12 protein-coding genes and 1 riboswitch are annotated in these 16294 nt (G+C 38.7%); of the genes, 5 read left to right on the forward strand and 7 right to left on the reverse strand.

The features are described from left to right. Positions 1-23: 23 nt before the first annotated feature. Genes menH through LG329_RS04310 form a run of 3 tightly spaced genes read right to left on the reverse strand, consistent with a single transcriptional unit; the run spans position 24 to position 3965 of the window. Positions 24-845 carry a 2-succinyl-6-hydroxy-2,4-cyclohexadiene-1-carboxylate synthase gene (menH, locus tag LG329_RS04300; protein WP_404453798.1) on the reverse strand — a complete coding sequence of 274 codons (822 nt, stop codon included), beginning with the start codon at positions 843-845 and terminating at the stop codon, positions 24-26. Further along, complete coding sequence (gene menD, locus LG329_RS04305; protein WP_404453801.1) at positions 838-2577, reverse strand: 2-succinyl-5-enolpyruvyl-6-hydroxy-3-cyclohexene-1-carboxylic-acid synthase; 1740 nt, start codon at positions 2575-2577, stop codon at positions 838-840. The genes menH and menD overlap by 8 nt, the downstream gene beginning before the upstream one ends. A gap of 2 nt (positions 2578-2579) precedes the next feature. Further along, positions 2580-3965: an isochorismate synthase MenF gene (locus LG329_RS04310; protein ID WP_404453804.1), complete on the reverse strand. Its 1386-nt coding sequence runs from the start codon at positions 3963-3965 to the stop codon at positions 2580-2582. A 175-nt stretch (positions 3966-4140) separates the two neighbouring features. Here LG329_RS04310 and LG329_RS04315 point away from each other — a divergent pair, with 175 nt between their 5' ends. Both LG329_RS04315 and LG329_RS04320 read left to right on the forward strand, forming a co-directional pair. Beyond that, a complete protein-coding gene (locus LG329_RS04315) occupies positions 4141-5061 on the forward strand; it encodes a 1,4-dihydroxy-2-naphthoate polyprenyltransferase (RefSeq protein ID WP_404453806.1) in 921 nt (306 codons plus the stop codon). Between the two features lie 11 nt (positions 5062-5072). Further along, positions 5073-5459 carry a hotdog fold thioesterase gene (locus LG329_RS04320; RefSeq protein WP_404453809.1) on the forward strand — a complete coding sequence of 129 codons (387 nt, stop codon included), beginning with the start codon at positions 5073-5075 and terminating at the stop codon, positions 5457-5459. 423 nt (positions 5460-5882) lie between these two features. Here the strand turns inward: LG329_RS04320 and LG329_RS04325 are convergent, their stop codons facing one another. The 3 genes from LG329_RS04325 to LG329_RS04335 all read right to left on the reverse strand — a co-directional run bounded on the left by LG329_RS04325 (position 5883) and on the right by LG329_RS04335 (position 13176). Next, on the reverse strand, positions 5883-6464 hold the full coding sequence (locus LG329_RS04325) for an ECF transporter S component (RefSeq protein ID WP_404453811.1): 582 nt from the start codon (positions 6462-6464) through the stop codon (positions 5883-5885). Positions 6465-6616: 152 nt separating this feature from the next. Further along, a riboswitch (FMN riboswitch) is annotated at positions 6617-6763 on the reverse strand. A 305-nt stretch (positions 6764-7068) separates the two neighbouring features. Beyond that, positions 7069-11463: a S8 family serine peptidase gene (locus LG329_RS04330; protein WP_404453814.1), complete on the reverse strand. Its 4395-nt coding sequence runs from the start codon at positions 11461-11463 to the stop codon at positions 7069-7071. Between the two features lie 654 nt (positions 11464-12117). Further along, positions 12118-13176, reverse strand: coding sequence for a M20/M25/M40 family metallo-hydrolase (locus tag LG329_RS04335; protein ID WP_404453817.1), 1059 nt, complete (start codon positions 13174-13176; stop codon positions 12118-12120). A gap of 579 nt (positions 13177-13755) precedes the next feature. Between LG329_RS04335 and LG329_RS04340 the strand changes: the two genes are divergently transcribed. Further along, positions 13756-14304 carry a thioredoxin family protein gene (locus LG329_RS04340; RefSeq protein ID WP_404453820.1) on the forward strand — a complete coding sequence of 183 codons (549 nt, stop codon included), beginning with the start codon at positions 13756-13758 and terminating at the stop codon, positions 14302-14304. A gap of 104 nt (positions 14305-14408) precedes the next feature. After that, positions 14409-15413 (forward strand): potassium channel family protein, encoded by a 1005-nt coding sequence (locus LG329_RS04345; protein ID WP_404453823.1) that lies wholly within the window; start codon positions 14409-14411, stop codon positions 15411-15413. Here LG329_RS04345 and LG329_RS04350 read toward each other — a convergent pair. Beyond that, entirely contained in the window at positions 15396-15803 is a 408-nt protein-coding gene (locus tag LG329_RS04350; protein WP_404453826.1) for a YugN family protein, read from the reverse strand. The genes LG329_RS04345 and LG329_RS04350 overlap by 18 nt on opposite strands. A 100-nt stretch (positions 15804-15903) precedes the next feature. Between LG329_RS04350 and yugI the strand changes: the two genes are divergently transcribed. Next, on the forward strand, positions 15904-16293 hold the full coding sequence (gene yugI / locus LG329_RS04355; protein WP_404453828.1) for a S1 domain-containing post-transcriptional regulator GSP13: 390 nt from the start codon (positions 15904-15906) through the stop codon (positions 16291-16293). Position 16294: the final 1 nt, after the last annotated feature.

Genomic DNA, 16294 nt, shown 5'->3' on the forward strand with positions numbered 1-16294 from the left:
TCTATGTATGTTGCTAGTATTTACTAATTTGGTTTATTTAAAATAAACCCACTTACTATCTTACCAAAAAAATCCGATTGTTCCACATGAATTGCATGACCTGCTTCTTGCACAATGACTAAATTACTCTGCGGAATACGATTATGCATGGTTTTGTTAAGGTTTACAAATTTTGCATCCAGCACACCTACAACTAATAAAACAGGCAATGTCAATGTCTCAAGTTCATCCCACCAGGATGGCTGGACCCCATTTCCCATATGGTTCAGCGACATAATCAGGCCCTCTTCATGCTGAGATAACCTTTCTTCGCGAATAGCTCGCTGTACCGAATCCGGTAGCTTTTTTTGCGATTCAAAAAGGGGAATGCTTTCCCAGAAATTCACAAATGATGCCAAACCGTCCGACCTTATTCGGTCTGTTAGAATTTGATCCTTCTTTATCCTAGCTTTCCGGTCCTCTTCCTTTTCGAGTCCTGGTGAAGCACTTTCTAACACTAGGGACTGGACAAGTTCTGGATAGATCATCGCAAATGACAATGCAGTTCTCCCACCCATGGAATAGCCAAGTAGATGGACCTTTTCATAACCTAGCTGCTTAATAATTGCTTTTATATCGGCACAGCAATCCCTCATCGTTTTAGGCGAAGAAACTTCCGTCTTTCCATGTCCCGGTAAATCGATCGTAATAACTTGAAATGTTGTCTTTAATGTCGAAACTAGTGAACCCCAAGTAGTAGTACTACCAGTGAATCCGTGTAACAGTAATACTGGCTCACCTTTACCGGTCACTTCACACCAGTAATTTGATGACGCAACTTTAATTTGCCTTTTACCTTCACTCACCATTTAAAAGCTCCGTTTCAATACGGTTCCATTGCTCGCGGTGCCATTCCATATTACTTGTCCGCTCTGTTTTAACCTCCACGACAGATAACCCATCATACTGGTAACTCGCGAACAACGCATCTTCTAACTCACTTTCTTTGGTGACTACCTGATGCGTACCTCCGTACATGCTAATTGCATGGGAAAATTCGATGCCATGTGGCGTGCCGAACAGTAACTCAAACTGAGCTTTTTGTTCCTGTTGTGGCAGGAAAGAAAATATTCCTCCCCCATCATTATTGATTAATACAATCGTTAAATTAATTTTATAATGTTTAGCAGCAAGTAAACCGTTCATATCATGGAAAAAAGATAGGTCACCCAACAGCAGTGTCGTAGGTGTTCCAGTAGCTGCAGCCCCAAGACCGCTCGAAACCATTCCATCTATTCCATTCGCTCCTCGATTGGCCAAAATAGATAACTGCTTTGGAGTTGTCATGAAAAATGTATCTAAATCACGAACTGACATACTATTTCCGACGTATAACGTACTTGCATCCGGAATGACTTCCATTAAGCATTTAACTGCTTCCCCTTCTGTAAGGAGCCCTGCATTTTGCGCGTTCATTAAATACTTCTTCGCTACCTGGTTCATAATCTGCCATTCTTCAAGCCAACTTGAATCAAAGGACACTTCTTTATCTATCGCTAAAAGGTCCTCACATAAAAGCTGTGAATCTGCATAAATAAATTCTGTCCGATTACCTGCTGGTTCACGGTAGCCACTATGTTCTTCGACAATATATTGATCAACGTCCATGTGATTTTTTACATAAAACAGATATGGCTTCGAAACTGGCATCGCACCAAAGCGAATAATAAAATCAGGTTTCAGTTTTTTACGGATACTTTCATTTCGTAAAAAAGCATCATAACCTTCAATAACCATGTCCTTATGATGTTGTCCGGACCTAACCTGCGATAATGGATCTGCTAAAACTGGTACATTCCATTTAGCGGCTAAGGCTGTAACTGCCTCTGCAAGATCCTCGTTCGTTTGAGGACCACATACGATGAGACCACGTTTCTTTTGGCTTAACTTATCAAGTAAATAAGTTAATAGTGTTTGATCCACACGTTTTTTTCCATCTAGTGTAGGAAGATAGGTTGAATTATCTTTATTTCCCCACAAATTTTCCAAGGTGAAATCGGGGACTAATGGCTCCCTAATTGGAATATTCACATGCACGGGGCCTGCATTTCCTTCACTTGCCAGATGAACTGCCCGTGATGCTTTGCTTCGTGCGTAATTTAACATCCTGGTATCATCATCTGGTAATGCCATCTCATGGAACCATTTCACATAGTCTCCAAATAGTTTTAGTTGGTCAATCGACTGTGGTGCACCCACATCACGTAGTTCATGTGGGCGATCAGCTGTCAAAACAACTAATGGGACTCGACTATAGTAAGCCTCCACAATTGCCGGAAAATAATTTGCAGCCGCTGTTCCAGATGTGCAAACGATAGCAACAGGTCGCTTGTGCTGCTTTGCCATCCCTAATGCAAAAAACGCAGCTGAGCGTTCATCGATGACGACCCATTGCTTCATATCAGGATGCTCCATTACAGTCATAGCTAGAGGTGTCGATCTGGATCCTGGCGATATGATTACTTCAGTAAGTCCGCTTTTCACCAATTCGTCTACAATATTTGCGGTATAACGTGTTAAAGCTTCAGTATGACTCATGATTATCCCCCTAAAACAGATAGCATCGGTGCAAATTTTATATTCGTTTCCTCATATTCTGCTTCTGGATCAGAATCCTTTACAACACCACAACCAGCAAATAATGATGCCGCGTCACCTTGTATCAAACCTGAACGAATTGCTACAGCAAATTCACCATTATTATTGTGGTCCAGCCAGCCAACAGGAGCACCATACCACCCTCTATCAAGTTGCTCATGTTCTCGGATGAATTGTAATGATTTCTCTCTTGGCACTCCACCTAATGCAGGTGTTGGGTGAAGGTGTTTAATAATATCAAACATACTTACACCAGACGTCAGCCGTGCTGTTACCGGTGTAAATAAATGTTGTAAGTTTTTCAATGGATATATAATTGGTTCATTTGGGATTTCTATATCTGTACAATAAGGACTAATAGCTTGCTTGATCATTTTTACGACAAAGTCATGTTCACTACGGTTTTTTTCATCTTGGAACAATTCATTCGCTAGTGTCGCGTCTTCTTCCAAGTTAATCCCTCTTGGTGCAGTTCCAGCAAGACATGTAGAAAGTAAATGTTCATTCTGTATTTTCACAAGCCTCTCAGGAGTAGCTCCAACAAAGCAATCTCCAGCACGTTCAAACGCAAATACAAAGCTGTTCGTTTGCGCAGATAATAATTCTGTTAGAACAGTTGTTATTTCTGCTTTCTGGCTTAGCCTTACGCGCAGTTCCCTAGATAGTACTATTTTTTCAACGCCACTCGTTTTAATTAATTGTGTCGCATCTTCAACCGTTTGCTTCCATTTGTCAGGTGCAATTTCATTTTTATTAATAATTTCTGTTTTTACTGCTGCAGTTACGGGTTTTTTTAATAATGTATGAATGGTTTCATTGATAGTATTTGCGATATCTGGTGCCTGATCATCCTTTGAGACCTGAACATTTGTTGTAAGATAATGTTTACCCTCGTATTTTGTTAACATATAGGAAGGAACAGTAAACTCACTATCGGAATAGTTTTCCCATAATACGGTCCTCTCTTTATTCGGGTCAAATGTCATTCCGCCCATAGCTACTAGTCCTGTACCTGGATGTTGATAGGCATCATAGATAATCGCTTGTTCTTTTACCCTGCGCCATTGTTCGTCAGTTTCGTCAAAACGGTTATCCGTTGCCTCAATTTTATAGGTAGCTCCAACACCAACCATGAAAAAGTCATCTGCTGTACTTGACCAAAATGTTCGATCCGCTTCTAATTGTTTTGCAGCTTCGAAAAAATGAAGCGGGTCAATTGTATCTATTTTTTTTGTAATACTAACTAACTGTATATGATTTGTTTTTTTAGTTTTTTGTATAGCTTCTTTAAGTATTGATTCGAGTAATTCTTCTTTAGTTTCAATCATCAATATAAACCTCCGTCACACGATACACTTGTACATACATTTTCTATTTTATTCCCTTTTTCCCTGTTTCTCAAGAAAAGTGTAGTGGGCTCTCTCAATATTTGTCGATTGACACCCTATGGCGAATTGCCTAAACTTAAGTGGATATTGTACATAATTAGAGGAGAGAACAACAATGGAATCAACAAAACAAGCCTTAAATGAAAAGCCTGGATTTCAAATATGGTGGCGACTACTGCGTCCACATACACTTACCGCTTCATTTGTTCCTGTTTTTGTAGGAACGATGCTTGCACTAAATGAAGGATCCTTCCATGTCTTATTATTTTTAGCCATGATGATTGCATCCATTCTCATTCAATCAGCCACAAATATGTTTAATGAGTACTTTGATTTTAAACGTGGATTGGATAATGAGCAATCTGTGGGAATTGGAGGTACAATTGTTCGTGATGGAATCGCACCAAAGACCGTCCTGCGACTGGCAATTATATTCTTTGGTATTGCAACATTGCTCGGAATTTTTATCAGTTTAGAATCTAGCTGGTGGATTGCTGTCATTGGTTTAGTATGTATGCTTTTCGGATATTTATATACAGGCGGCCCAATTCCAATCGCATATACGCCATTCGGTGAACTTTTTGCAGGATTTTTCATGGGTACTGTCATTATCGGAATAAGTTACTACATTCAAACATCTACAGTCACACCAGAAGTTATTTGGGTCTCAATCCCAGTCGCAATATTTATCGGGTGTATCCTGTTATCTAATAACATCCGTGATTTAGACGGAGATAAACTAAATGGACGTAAAACAATCGCAATTTTGCTAGGCAGAAAAAAAGCGATTAACTTTTTGGGAGCATTATTTGTAGTCGCATACGGCTTGACCCTATACTTTATCATTACTGGCATGTTACCAATATGGTCTGCGGTTGTATTCCTAAGTGTGAGAATGGCGATTGATGTTATCAAAAAATTCAAAGGAAAAACATCTCCAATCGAAATGATGCCTGCCATGGTATTAACCGGTAAAACAAATAGTATTTATGGATTATTGCTGGGAATTTCCCTGCTATTAAGTAAACTATTTTAAGGAGTGGCTCAATGGAATATACAAATACGTTGATAGAAACTTTAGGAATTGAAGCACAAACATTAGATAAGAACTTAGTTATCATGACAATGCCCGTAGATCACCGCACAAAACAGCCTGCTGGTTTTTTACATGGTGGGGCTAGTGTCGCACTAGCTGAAACCGTTGCAAGTGTCGGTGCCACTTTAAATGTGGATTTGGAATCATTTAGTGTTTTTGGTCTCGAAATAAATGCCAATCATATAAAAAGTAAACGGGATGGAATTGTCACTGCAAAAGCAAAACCTGTACATATCGGTAAGTCAACCATGGTTTGGGAAGTCAAAATTACAGATGAAACCGAAAACCTCATTTGTTTATCACGTTGTACAATCGGAGTCGTCCCAAATAAGAAATAGTAAAAATCCACTTTCCATCATAGGAAAGTGGATTTTTTATTTAAGCTGTTTTCTAAAAGATTGTAGTTATTAAATAAAAAAATGTTGCTGTATAGGAAGATGAATGCACATCAGCAGTGGAAGTATGCGAGACTCCTCGAAAATGTGAAGTTCACAAGAGGTTGGCTCAAAACCACAACTTCCACCAATTAAAAACTCTAGCGACAGACATATCTGCCTGCCGCTAGAGTTTTATTAGTTAATCATCTTTATGTTCTTTTTGATATTCTGTTTCATCTACTTTTCCAAAAAAGTTAACAATCAATAATTGAGTAGGAAAAAATAAGTATTAAACCAATTTGGACGGCAAATGCTAAAAAACATCCTCTCTTGATTATCTGCAATCAAAAGGGATGTTTTTATGGTGAAATTATTCAAAGTAAGTTATTTTATTGCTAGACTCGCTCTTTTTTGTTCTATCCATCTACGCATTTTTATAAATAACGGAACAAATAGCATTCCTACGATAATACCTTTAATAATGTTAAATGGTAATACGCCTCCAATTACGGCGATCCATTTCGCGCTTTCCGTCATATCTCCCCATCCCATAAACCAAGCATATGCAGGTAAAATGACAAGATAATTTAATACACTCATACCAACTGCCATAATGATGGTTCCTGTTGCCAATCCAGAAATGATACTTTTTACACCTTTATACTTATGGTAAAGTATAGAAACTGGGACGATAAACATGATACCCGCCAGGAAGTTTGCAGTTACCCCTATCGGATCACCTGCTCCAGAAACAACAAGATAAAGCATATTCTTAATTGCTACCACAATAACTCCGGCAATTGGTGAAAAAATCAATGCAGCGATAAGCGCTGGTACCTCACTAAAATCTATTTTCAGGTAAGGTGGTAAAAATGGTAACGGGAAGTTCAAGAAAAATAGTAATAACGAAATAGTTCCTAGTAGTGCTAAAATGATTAACTTTAATAAACGTGATGATTTTTGCATCATCCATCCTCCTCCATCTTATATCGATCCACATCTCGTGATGAAGGATGAGCCTATTTCCCATCAAAAAACCCTAAAGCCAACCTAATCGGGGCTTTAGGGTATACATATACACAGGAAAATACAGGCGCAAAATGCACCATAGTTCAGCTCGACATCTTCTCCCATCCAGACTTTAACTGTCGGTCCCGGACTTTCACCAGGTCCACCGCTTAGCGAGTGCTTTGCGGGTCACGGACTTAGAACAACACGTGCTCCTTACCGTCGGTCGGGAATTGCACCCTGCCCCGAAGATGGATCGATATTCTATTGTTACTTATAATTATACATACTGCATTACAGTTTGAAAAGTATTTTGTTTAAATAAAAAGCGGAAATATTGTAAACTACACTCCAAGTGTTTTATCCGGCAATTCACAACAATATCGGCCAATAGTAAAATATATCAGCCGTTTTTTAAATATATACGCCAATTCAAAAATATATCCGCTAATCTGATACTATATCCGCCGATTGAAAATCATCACAGGCGGGGTGTCCAGGTCTTTCTTAACTGCCAAAAAAAGGTGCAGAAGATATATAATCTTCTGCACCTAACTTGCTATTACTCTTCGTCGAGATTGATAAATAGCTTACCTTCAGCTACTTCTCGTGTTTCGTTTTCGAAACTATCGACTGCTTTTACTTCGATAACAGCTCCATCTGCCTTGGCACCACTAGGGACTGTCCAATATCCCACATAATGACCATCAGACATTTCCATCATCGGTAGCTCTGTTGCGTTAGCAACTTGAACTCCCATATTTGTTAGTGGCATATGGATCATGAATGTTGCTCTTAATCCTGGCTCACTATCAAATTCAATTTTTACACTTTGACCTGTCTGTAGATTCTTATCCTCTGTTGGAGTTACGTTTTCCAGCACAGGTGCATTGTATTTAACATCAATCGTTACACTTTGGTTTTCTGTATTCCCTGCTAAATCCTGAGCAACAACTTCTATGACATTTTCACCATTGTTGAGCAAGATTCGCTTCGAATAACTTCCATCATCGTTAACAGTTGCTTGTCTACCATTTACTTCTACAAAATCAAGATTAGCATCTGTTACTGTACCTTCAACAGTTACTGTCTCCCGATTTGTTTTATCCCCATCTTGCGGACTATCAATCGTTAACTCAGGTGCTTGTGTGTCTAATGTCACAGTAACTGGTTCAGATTCCCCAGTTTCTACTCCATCAAGCAGGGATACTGCTGTAAACACATTTTCACCTTCTGTTAATTCAGTTGGAATAGCAAAGTTACCATCTTCCCCAACTTCTGCAGTCCCAACTTCTTCCCCATTGTTTAGTAATTGAACAGTTGTTGTAGGAGAAGCAGTACCTTCAACTGTAAGGCTTGGTTCATTTGTTATTCCATTTTCTTCTGGTGAAATAATGACCGGTGCTTCAACTTCATAACTAACACGCGCCCGAATCATATAGTTCCCTTCAGCAGCAGGTGATGGCGACCAAGTGCCTGCAACATATTGATAACTACGTTCAGCATTGGTTCCATTTTCATCTGTTGCTAAACCTGGTGTATTTGGATTAGCATTCGTTTGAATATAAACCATATAGAAGTCACCATCAACAGTAATGGAATGTTCTCTTAGGTCAACTACAGTCCATTCATCCAAATTCCGTATAGCCTCTGCTTCAACCGGACCTGCCAGTTTCTTACCAGGCGTTCCATCTGGACCTGATGCATCCCAAACTTCTACAGCAAATTCAGTTCCACCTGGAGTCGGCCAATCAGTTCCATGGAATTGGAACACTCCTTCAGTTACCATAGCTGAGTCTTTTCCTTCTGGTAGGGACATTTTTACAGCCCAGCCATTTCCTGCATCATAGAATGCACGTGCATTTTCAGCTGTTCCATCATCATATCCAATTTCACCGCCAGGATAAGTGTAAAGTGGTTCTAGAACAACATCCATTTCGGCATTCCCATCTTCAAGTGATACTTCAACTTCTTTTCCAATATAATCTCTTGCTAATATTTTTAATGTGTACGTACCCTCGTATGCTGTTAGAGAATAATTACCTTCAGCATCAGATTGTACTGGTGTAACATTCGCATCTTCTACAAGAAGGATAGTCGCACCTTCAATCGGTTCACCAGTTGCCTCATCTGTAATTGTTCCGCTTACAGTATATTGGTCAATTTCCTCTAAAGTGAAATCTGCTTGAGCAACTCCATCTTGTTCAATTGTTACTGTTTGTTGTTCAGATTCAAATCCGTACGCTTCTGCTTGTACGGTGAAATCACCAGCAGCATGGGTAATTGAGAATGTCCCATCTTCAGGATTTGTATTTACTGAACGTCCACTTTCCAATACAGATACTTGCGCACCTAATGGTAAAAGTGTAGGATGAATTATGTCCTCTTCGACGGGAGGATTATCTTTTACAGGTAGTTTCGGTTGAATTTTATCCGGATCTACCTTTTCTTTTAATCCAGCTTTTTCATTGCTTTTGATTACTCCAAGGCCATTGTTTCCTTTTTTGCCCTTGTTACCATTATTATGACCTTTCATTTTACCGTTATTGCCTTTGTTTCCTTTTAGTGATGCTTTGTTACTAATTGACGTATCTGATAAAACTACATCATCAATGTACAATCCTTCTCTTGTAACACTGGAATCTGATGTAACATTGAAGCCAATATAAATTCTTTGGCCACTATATTCAGATAAATCAACTTCCGCATTTTGCCACTCACTAGTCGTACCACGCATTTCCATTAATTGTGTCCATTCCACTTGATCAGTAGAGACAAACACATGACCGAAATCATAGGCACTTCCCGAATCATATTCTTCTAGATCATGCCATAGGTTAAACTGTAAATAGGCATTGCCTTCTGGTAGATCAATTGGAGGCATCACAAGTGTTGCATTTGTATTACTTTCGTAGTCTCCATCAAGGTTTGTTGCATATACTTTTTCTCCTGATGCTGCATTTCCTGGTCCTGATGTTGGAACGCCCCATTCCCAGCTATTGTTTTCGCCGAAAGAAGTCCACCCAACAGGAGTTGATTCAAAGTCTTCTGAATACCCTGTAGAAATCCCAGGCTGTACAGATACAACATACTCCTCACTTGTTACTTCATTGTTACCAAAATCGTTGATTGTCCATTTGTATGTTAGTGAATCTCCGGTAATTTGATCTCCGGGAATAGTTACAACATATTCACCAGATTTATAGTCACCTGATGTACGTACAGCTTCAACTGTTTGCCATTCCCCATTCGTATCCTGGTATGTTAATTCAACAGTTGAAATGCTAATGTTATCATTTACTTGTATGTTTAAATCTAAATCCATACCCGCATATGTTTCGGTAGGTGCAGTATGCTCAAATGTAGGAGCTTCGCTATCTTCTCCTTCTTTGGTAACTTGTCCCTCAAGGGTTCCAAGTCCATTTACAATAGAGTTGACGGCTGCATATGCATTAACAAGACCATAACCAAATCCATTATTAGGTGACTCTGGATATTCTTCGTCTGTTAATGGTGTTGCAGTGTTTAGTAATATTTGTTCCATTTGGTCAACTGTCAAGCTAGCATCTACTTGACGTAACAGTGCCGCTACACCTGCTACAGCTGGGCCAGCCATAGATGTTCCATTCCAGCCACCTTCATATCCGCCTCCAGGTACGGATGAACGAATATTTACGCCTGGTGCTGAAATATCTGGCTTAATTTCTTCATATGGTGAAGGACCTTCTAATGAAAAACTTGCCAAATTATCATCTATATCAGTTGCACCCGTTGCAAATGATTCAGGATAATTTGCAGGTGTTGCAATTGAACCTGGTCCACCTGGATTAAATAGAGTTGTATTTCCAGCTGAAAACTCAGGGAAAATATTAGCTGCTCGCCAATTTATTACGACATCCCGATACCATTCATCAAGTCCTGGTCCACCGCCCCAAGAATTGTTTACAACATCTGGAGCCATGTCTACGCGAGCATTTCCTTCTGAATCTGTTGGTGCTAAAATCCACTCCGCTGCAGCCAATAGATCAACATCTGTACCTCCAGCCGCTGTAAATGCTTTTACGGAAATAAATTTAGCGCCAGGAGCTACCCCAATTTGGTTAGATCCATCAGGCTCACTACCAACCATTGTTCCAATTGTATGTGTACCATGTCCTAGATCATCGTAAGGTTCTGCTTCTCCTGCCGTAGCATCAAACCAATTGTAATCATGATCTACAGTATCAGTAGCTGCATCGTATCCACGGTAGTTATCCTTTAATGCAGGATGGTCCCATTGAACACCTGTATCAATACTAGCTACAACCGTACCGGTACCATCGAATCCCATCCCCCACACCTGTGGAGCGTTTACACGGTTAACGTTCCACTCAACGTTAGCCACTTCTGACTTAGGTGTTACTGGATTCTTTGTTTTTGTTGTAAATAATTGACGTGTTTCGTTCGGTAAAATCTTTTCAACCTCAGCAAAAGTTGCGATTTTTTGTGCAACCTCTTTTGTCGCTGTAACTGCCATTCCATTTACGATAAAATAGGAATGGATATTTTCTGCATTCCCTTTCTCAACCTGTTGTTCTAAGTAGTCTTTAACATTTCGTTGAGAAACAAGGGATGTTGCTTTTAATTCAGAAATAACAGCTGAACGTTGGACAAGCTCTGCCTTTTGAGCTGTCATATTTGCTGATTCAGCACTATTTCTTGCTTTTTTTGCTATTTTTTTCGATTCAGCCTTTTCTTTGAATTTAATTAAAAAAGTAACCTTCTCATCTTTTTTGAAATCTTCTAGTAAGCGGTCACTCACCTTTATTTTTGCGACAGCCTGCGAGTCGTTTAAAGATCGATGCAACTTATCAGTTGTTTCAGCTCTAGCAATACCTGGTGCTATCAGTGAAAATAACATGAGTATCGAAGCAACAATACTAAAAGCTCTAATTTGACGTTGTTTCTTTTTTCTCAATTTGTTTCCTCCTTTCGAATTTTGAAACCACGCTCATAAAAATTTTGTCTTTACACTCCGACGAATAAAGACATAATAAAAACACCCCTCGCCCCCTTTACTAAATGATAGTGTAGGTCTCAGCTGTCAGTGGTGCCGTTTGTAATAATCTGGTTGTTAATGTAACTATAATGTAATAAAACTGAAATAGTTGTCATATTATGTCGAATAAAATCAGAAATTTGCAAATTGATAGATAAGTACTATTGCCTGTTTTTTATCACTCAGATAAATAGACCCACTAGCCTTTAAAACAGCAGCTCAAGTGTGCATTTTATCAGGATTTATACGTGTTATGACTATTGAACTATTTGCTAGAAAATTTTAACAATTTTAAAAAATGAGCAGTTGCACCTATATTAATAACAATTTATTATTCTATTTGCACTCTCCAAATGGGATACAGTCCTTTTTACATTGTTTTCCATTAAATTATCATCACAACAACCAAACTTTAGTCTCATTCGTCTTTAGCCCGTTCATGTCTAATGTCCTATCTACACAAAAAAGCCTTAGACTGAAAAGAATTTTCAATCTAAGGCTTTTATAAAGTGAACCTTTATTCAGTGGGGTTTTATGCCCTCAAACTACATTAAAAAAGTTGACTGCTTTATGTTAGTCTTCTAACGGATTTAAGCTTTCTTCACCAGTCAGGTCAGCAATCATGGTTACAAGTAGCTCAATTTCTTCATCGATATCCTCAAAACTAGCTGTTTCAACAGGAGAATGCATGTATCGTAACGGCAAAGAAACCAGTGATACTGGAACGCCTCTACCCGTTAAACGCATTTTATCTGCATCCGTCCCGGTCATTCTAGGAGTTAACTCATATTGCACATCCATGTTTAGTCTTTTCGCCGTTTTTTCAAGCAGTTTATTAATTTTGATATTAATCGGTGCGCCTTTTGCAAGTACTGGACCACCATCTAAACGAACATCACCATGTTTATTTTTATTTACTGCAGGATAGTCTGTTGCGAAGGTAACATCACATGCGATTGCCATTGTTGGTTCGATACCAGCTGCTGCAAAATATGCACCACCCATGTTTGTTTCTTCATTAACTGTACTAGCCGCATACACACCAACATTACAGCCTTTAGTAGCTAGTCGTTTTAGTACTTCTGCAACAATAAATGAACCTGTGCGGTTATCAAGTCCACGCCCAGCTACATAACGATCCATTAAAATTTCCGGCTCTGTTTTATAAACGGCCAGATCACCTATCTGTACGTGTTTCGCCATTTCTTCTTTAGACTTACATCCACAATCAATGAATAGATCCTCAAGACCAAATTCATTTTTAAGACCGCCGTGATGCTGTGCATTCACACCAATAACACCTGTCACTGTTTTCGTGTATCCTAGGATTGTAACTTTCATACCTACTGCCGCTTTTGGATTAATACCACCCATCTTGTCAAAATGCAAGAAGCCGTTCTCGTCAATACGATTAATAACTAATGCTATTTCATCACAATGTCCGGCTAATAAAATTTTAAATGGTGCGTCTGGATTAAGTACTCCAATAGCGTTTCCAGCATTGTCAGTACGAATCTCATCTGCAAAATCTTTTACATAACTTATCCATTTTTTCTGAATCTCCATTTCATTGCTTGATGGTGATGGGGTTTTTAGTAGTTCTAATAAAAAGTCACGGTTTGCTTGTTCCATTAAAAATTCCTCCTAATACTATTTAAATAATCATTCTATTACAATCATAGCAAACTTTTTTGACGAGGGCACTTTTGTTTACTAAACCGAACAAGTTGGGTAGACTTTTTATAAGGCTCTTTTCGTACGCATTGTTGCTTATTCATCTTCATAGTTGATATAAACTGCGACATAGCATACCGCTCCGGAAATACACTACGCTTTCCGCGGGCTCGCGCTGAGCCTCCTCGCGAGCAAAAACCGCTCACTGCGGGGTCTCATCGTCTTCGCTGTTTCCGCAGGAGTCTTCGTGTATTTCCTTCGCTAACATAGTGTCTGGAAGCAGTACTATATAGCTTCTTTTACTATTATGGCAGTTGATTTTCGCTGCGGACCGTTGACTCCTGCGGGAACAGCACGAGTCTGAAGACCCCGCAGAGTGGTCTTCTCGAGGAGGCTGAGGCCGTGCCCGCGGAAAGCAACGGTACGCAGCGGAAATCAACCAGCAGTAATGTCACAGTTTATATCTATTCTCTCAAAAGCAACAATCTTTACGAAAACAGCCTTTTATAAAGAGACGAATAAAAAGGAGAAATTTAAATGACGTTAAATGAGTGGTATGAAAAAGGAATGTCACCTGATGCATATATAGAATCGATGGAGAAACATAAAAAAAGTTTATTACATATTTATGATCATTTTACTATACCTGCTGATGAGGCTTTCTTCCAAAAGGTCAAGGACAAACAACTTCGTGTACTTGTCCTTACTGAGGATTGGTGTGGAGACGCTATGTTAAATGTACCAATCTTACTACGAATTGCTGAACAAACAAATATGGGAGTGTCGGTGTTACTACGGGATGAAAACCTCGAACTTATGGATCAATACCTTACTAACGGAAAGTCAAGATCCATACCAATATTTGTGTTTATCGATGAAAACGGAAATAAAGTTGCAAAATGGGGGCCTCGTGCAGAAAAAATTCAATCATTTATTAACGACTCTCGTGCAAATTTACCAAACGAGGACGCTTATGATTACAAAGAAAAACTTAACGAAATGCTATTTTTCATGACAAAATCATTTCGCGACAACACGGATTTCTGGGATGAAGTCTATCAAAGTATAAAGAAAACAATCCAATAATTATTTAAAAGACATCAATCGTTGATGTCTTTTTTTATGCCCATTTGTCCATACTGTACTAAAAAGCGTAAGCGTTAAAAAATCTTTCAAATAAAGGTGACAACATGCGAATTGAACTTATTAAGCATATTTATTTTAGACTACCTATCATTTTGCGTTTATTAATTACTGTATTTTTGCTGATGATTTTATTTGGTACTGTGATTCATTATATCGAGCCCGAAGAATTTCCAACCATTTTTGAGGGAGTATGGTGGGCCTTTGTAACAGGTGCTACAGTGGGTTATGGTGATTATGTACCTCTAACAGTTACTGGGCAGGTTATAGGCATTTTGTTGATTCTATCTGGTGGTGGGCTAATCACTTTTTATATCACAACAGTATCATCCGAAACAATTAAACATGAGAGCAATTTATCTAAAGGAAAAGTAACATACAAAGGGAATAATCACATAATCATCGTTGGGTGGAATGAGCGCACTAGCCAACTTGTCGATATGATCATGTCCAAGGATAAACTTACTGAAATTGTTCTCATTGATAACAGCTTACAGCATCTTCCCTATCAAAAAATACCTGTCCACTTTATATATGGTGATCCTACTGAAGATGAAACACTTCTGAAGGCAAACGTGGATGCAGCTAAATCAGTTTTAATTACTGCAGATACATCGAAAAAAGAAAAACGCGCTGATCATTACACAATTTTAACAACAGTAGCCATTAGGGGAAACAACAATGAAGTTCCATTAATAGCAGAAGTATTATCAGATAAACAAATGGATAATGCCGTTCGAGCAGGTGCTACTTCCATCGTTCGACCAAATAATTTACTAAGTAGCCTACTTTATCATGAGCTAATTTTTGCAAGAACAAATAACCCAATTGAACTGGTATCAAAACTGTTAGAAAATCAACAGTTTATACAGCGGACATTACCGTCCGACTTGGAAAATAAATCCTATTTGAATGGTGTGATTTATTTTCTTGAGGGACACCAGCTCCTACTTGGGGTTAAGCGAAATGATGCATGGAATTTAAATCCTTCTCCCGACTTCTTATTAAAATCCGGTGATGCTGTAGTCACCATGTCAGCTTGGGATAAGTAATCCTTCCACCTTTTTGACTATGTCTTTACCCATATCAATGTACTCAGGTGGCATATCTGCATCAGGATTTGTAGGTGTTTGGAATTGATCTACGGCACCACTTATTGCCCCTGCCTCTGCTGTCTCGTCTACACCCTTTCGGTATTCATGAGCCAGCAGAAATGGTTTATCAACACGAACTGTAACTCCTGGATAATCAAGTGATCCGGCTACAGCATAAAAGGGAATGCGCAAAAAGTAATATGTTTCTTTATTATCGATTAAGTAATCAAAATATCCACTATCATAATCCCAACTGGACCCGATAACAAATCCTTCCGGCTTTAATAGTTCTTCTAGGACGTATAAAGAAAACATTGTATCTTCAATAGTAGAATCTAATGGGACCATTTCTATCTTCCTTTCGAATTTTTTTGCTTGAATCGATACTTTGTGGTAAAATGTTATATTGTGTGAAAAGAATCGAATAAAGGTATAGGAGTTGTTCAGCATGACAGACAAGTTTGAGACTGGTCAAGTTTTAGAAGGAAAAGTTACAGGAATTCAACCATATGGTGCATTTGTTGCTTTAGATGATGAAACACAAGGCTTGGTTCATATTTCTGAAGTTACGCACGGTTATGTGAAAGATATTAATGATCATTTAACAGTCGGCGATGACGTAAATGTTAAAGTATTAAACGTAGATTCTGAAAAAAATAAAGTATCATTATCTATTCGCGCAACAGAAGAAGCACCAAAGAAACAGGCAAAAGCACCTAGAAGCCAACCTGCAGTGCAACAACAACAAGATAGTTCAGCAGGTTTTAACACGTTAAAAGATAAATTAGAAGAATGGATTGAACAATCCGAAGAGCGAGAAGAAACATACAAGAACTAAT

Source organism: Virgibacillus necropolis, from assembly GCF_044793635.1.
Lineage (GTDB): Bacteria > Bacillota > Bacilli > Bacillales > Amphibacillaceae > Virgibacillus_F > Virgibacillus_F necropolis_A.

Excerpts from the sequence above, each read along its gene's own strand:
- LG329_RS04320 (WP_404453809.1), top strand. The coding sequence starts at position 5,073 with ATGGAATATACAAATACGTTGATAGAAACTTTAGGAATTGAAGCACAA.
- LG329_RS04340 (WP_404453820.1), top strand. The coding sequence starts at position 13,756 with ATGACGTTAAATGAGTGGTATGAAAAAGGAATGTCACCTGATGCATAT.
- LG329_RS04310 (WP_404453804.1), bottom strand. The coding sequence starts at position 3,965 with ATGATTGAAACTAAAGAAGAATTACTCGAATCAATACTTAAAGAAGCT.
- yugI (WP_404453828.1), top strand. The coding sequence starts at position 15,904 with ATGACAGACAAGTTTGAGACTGGTCAAGTTTTAGAAGGAAAAGTTACA.
- LG329_RS04335 (WP_404453817.1), bottom strand. The coding sequence starts at position 13,176 with ATGGAACAAGCAAACCGTGACTTTTTATTAGAACTACTAAAAACCCCA.
- LG329_RS04315 (WP_404453806.1), top strand. The coding sequence starts at position 4,141 with ATGGAATCAACAAAACAAGCCTTAAATGAAAAGCCTGGATTTCAAATA.
- menD (WP_404453801.1), bottom strand. The coding sequence starts at position 2,577 with ATGAGTCATACTGAAGCTTTAACACGTTATACCGCAAATATTGTAGAC.
- LG329_RS04350 (WP_404453826.1), bottom strand. The coding sequence starts at position 15,803 with ATGGTCCCATTAGATTCTACTATTGAAGATACAATGTTTTCTTTATAC.
- LG329_RS04345 (WP_404453823.1), top strand. The coding sequence starts at position 14,409 with ATGCGAATTGAACTTATTAAGCATATTTATTTTAGACTACCTATCATT.
- LG329_RS04325 (WP_404453811.1), bottom strand. The coding sequence starts at position 6,464 with ATGCAAAAATCATCACGTTTATTAAAGTTAATCATTTTAGCACTACTA.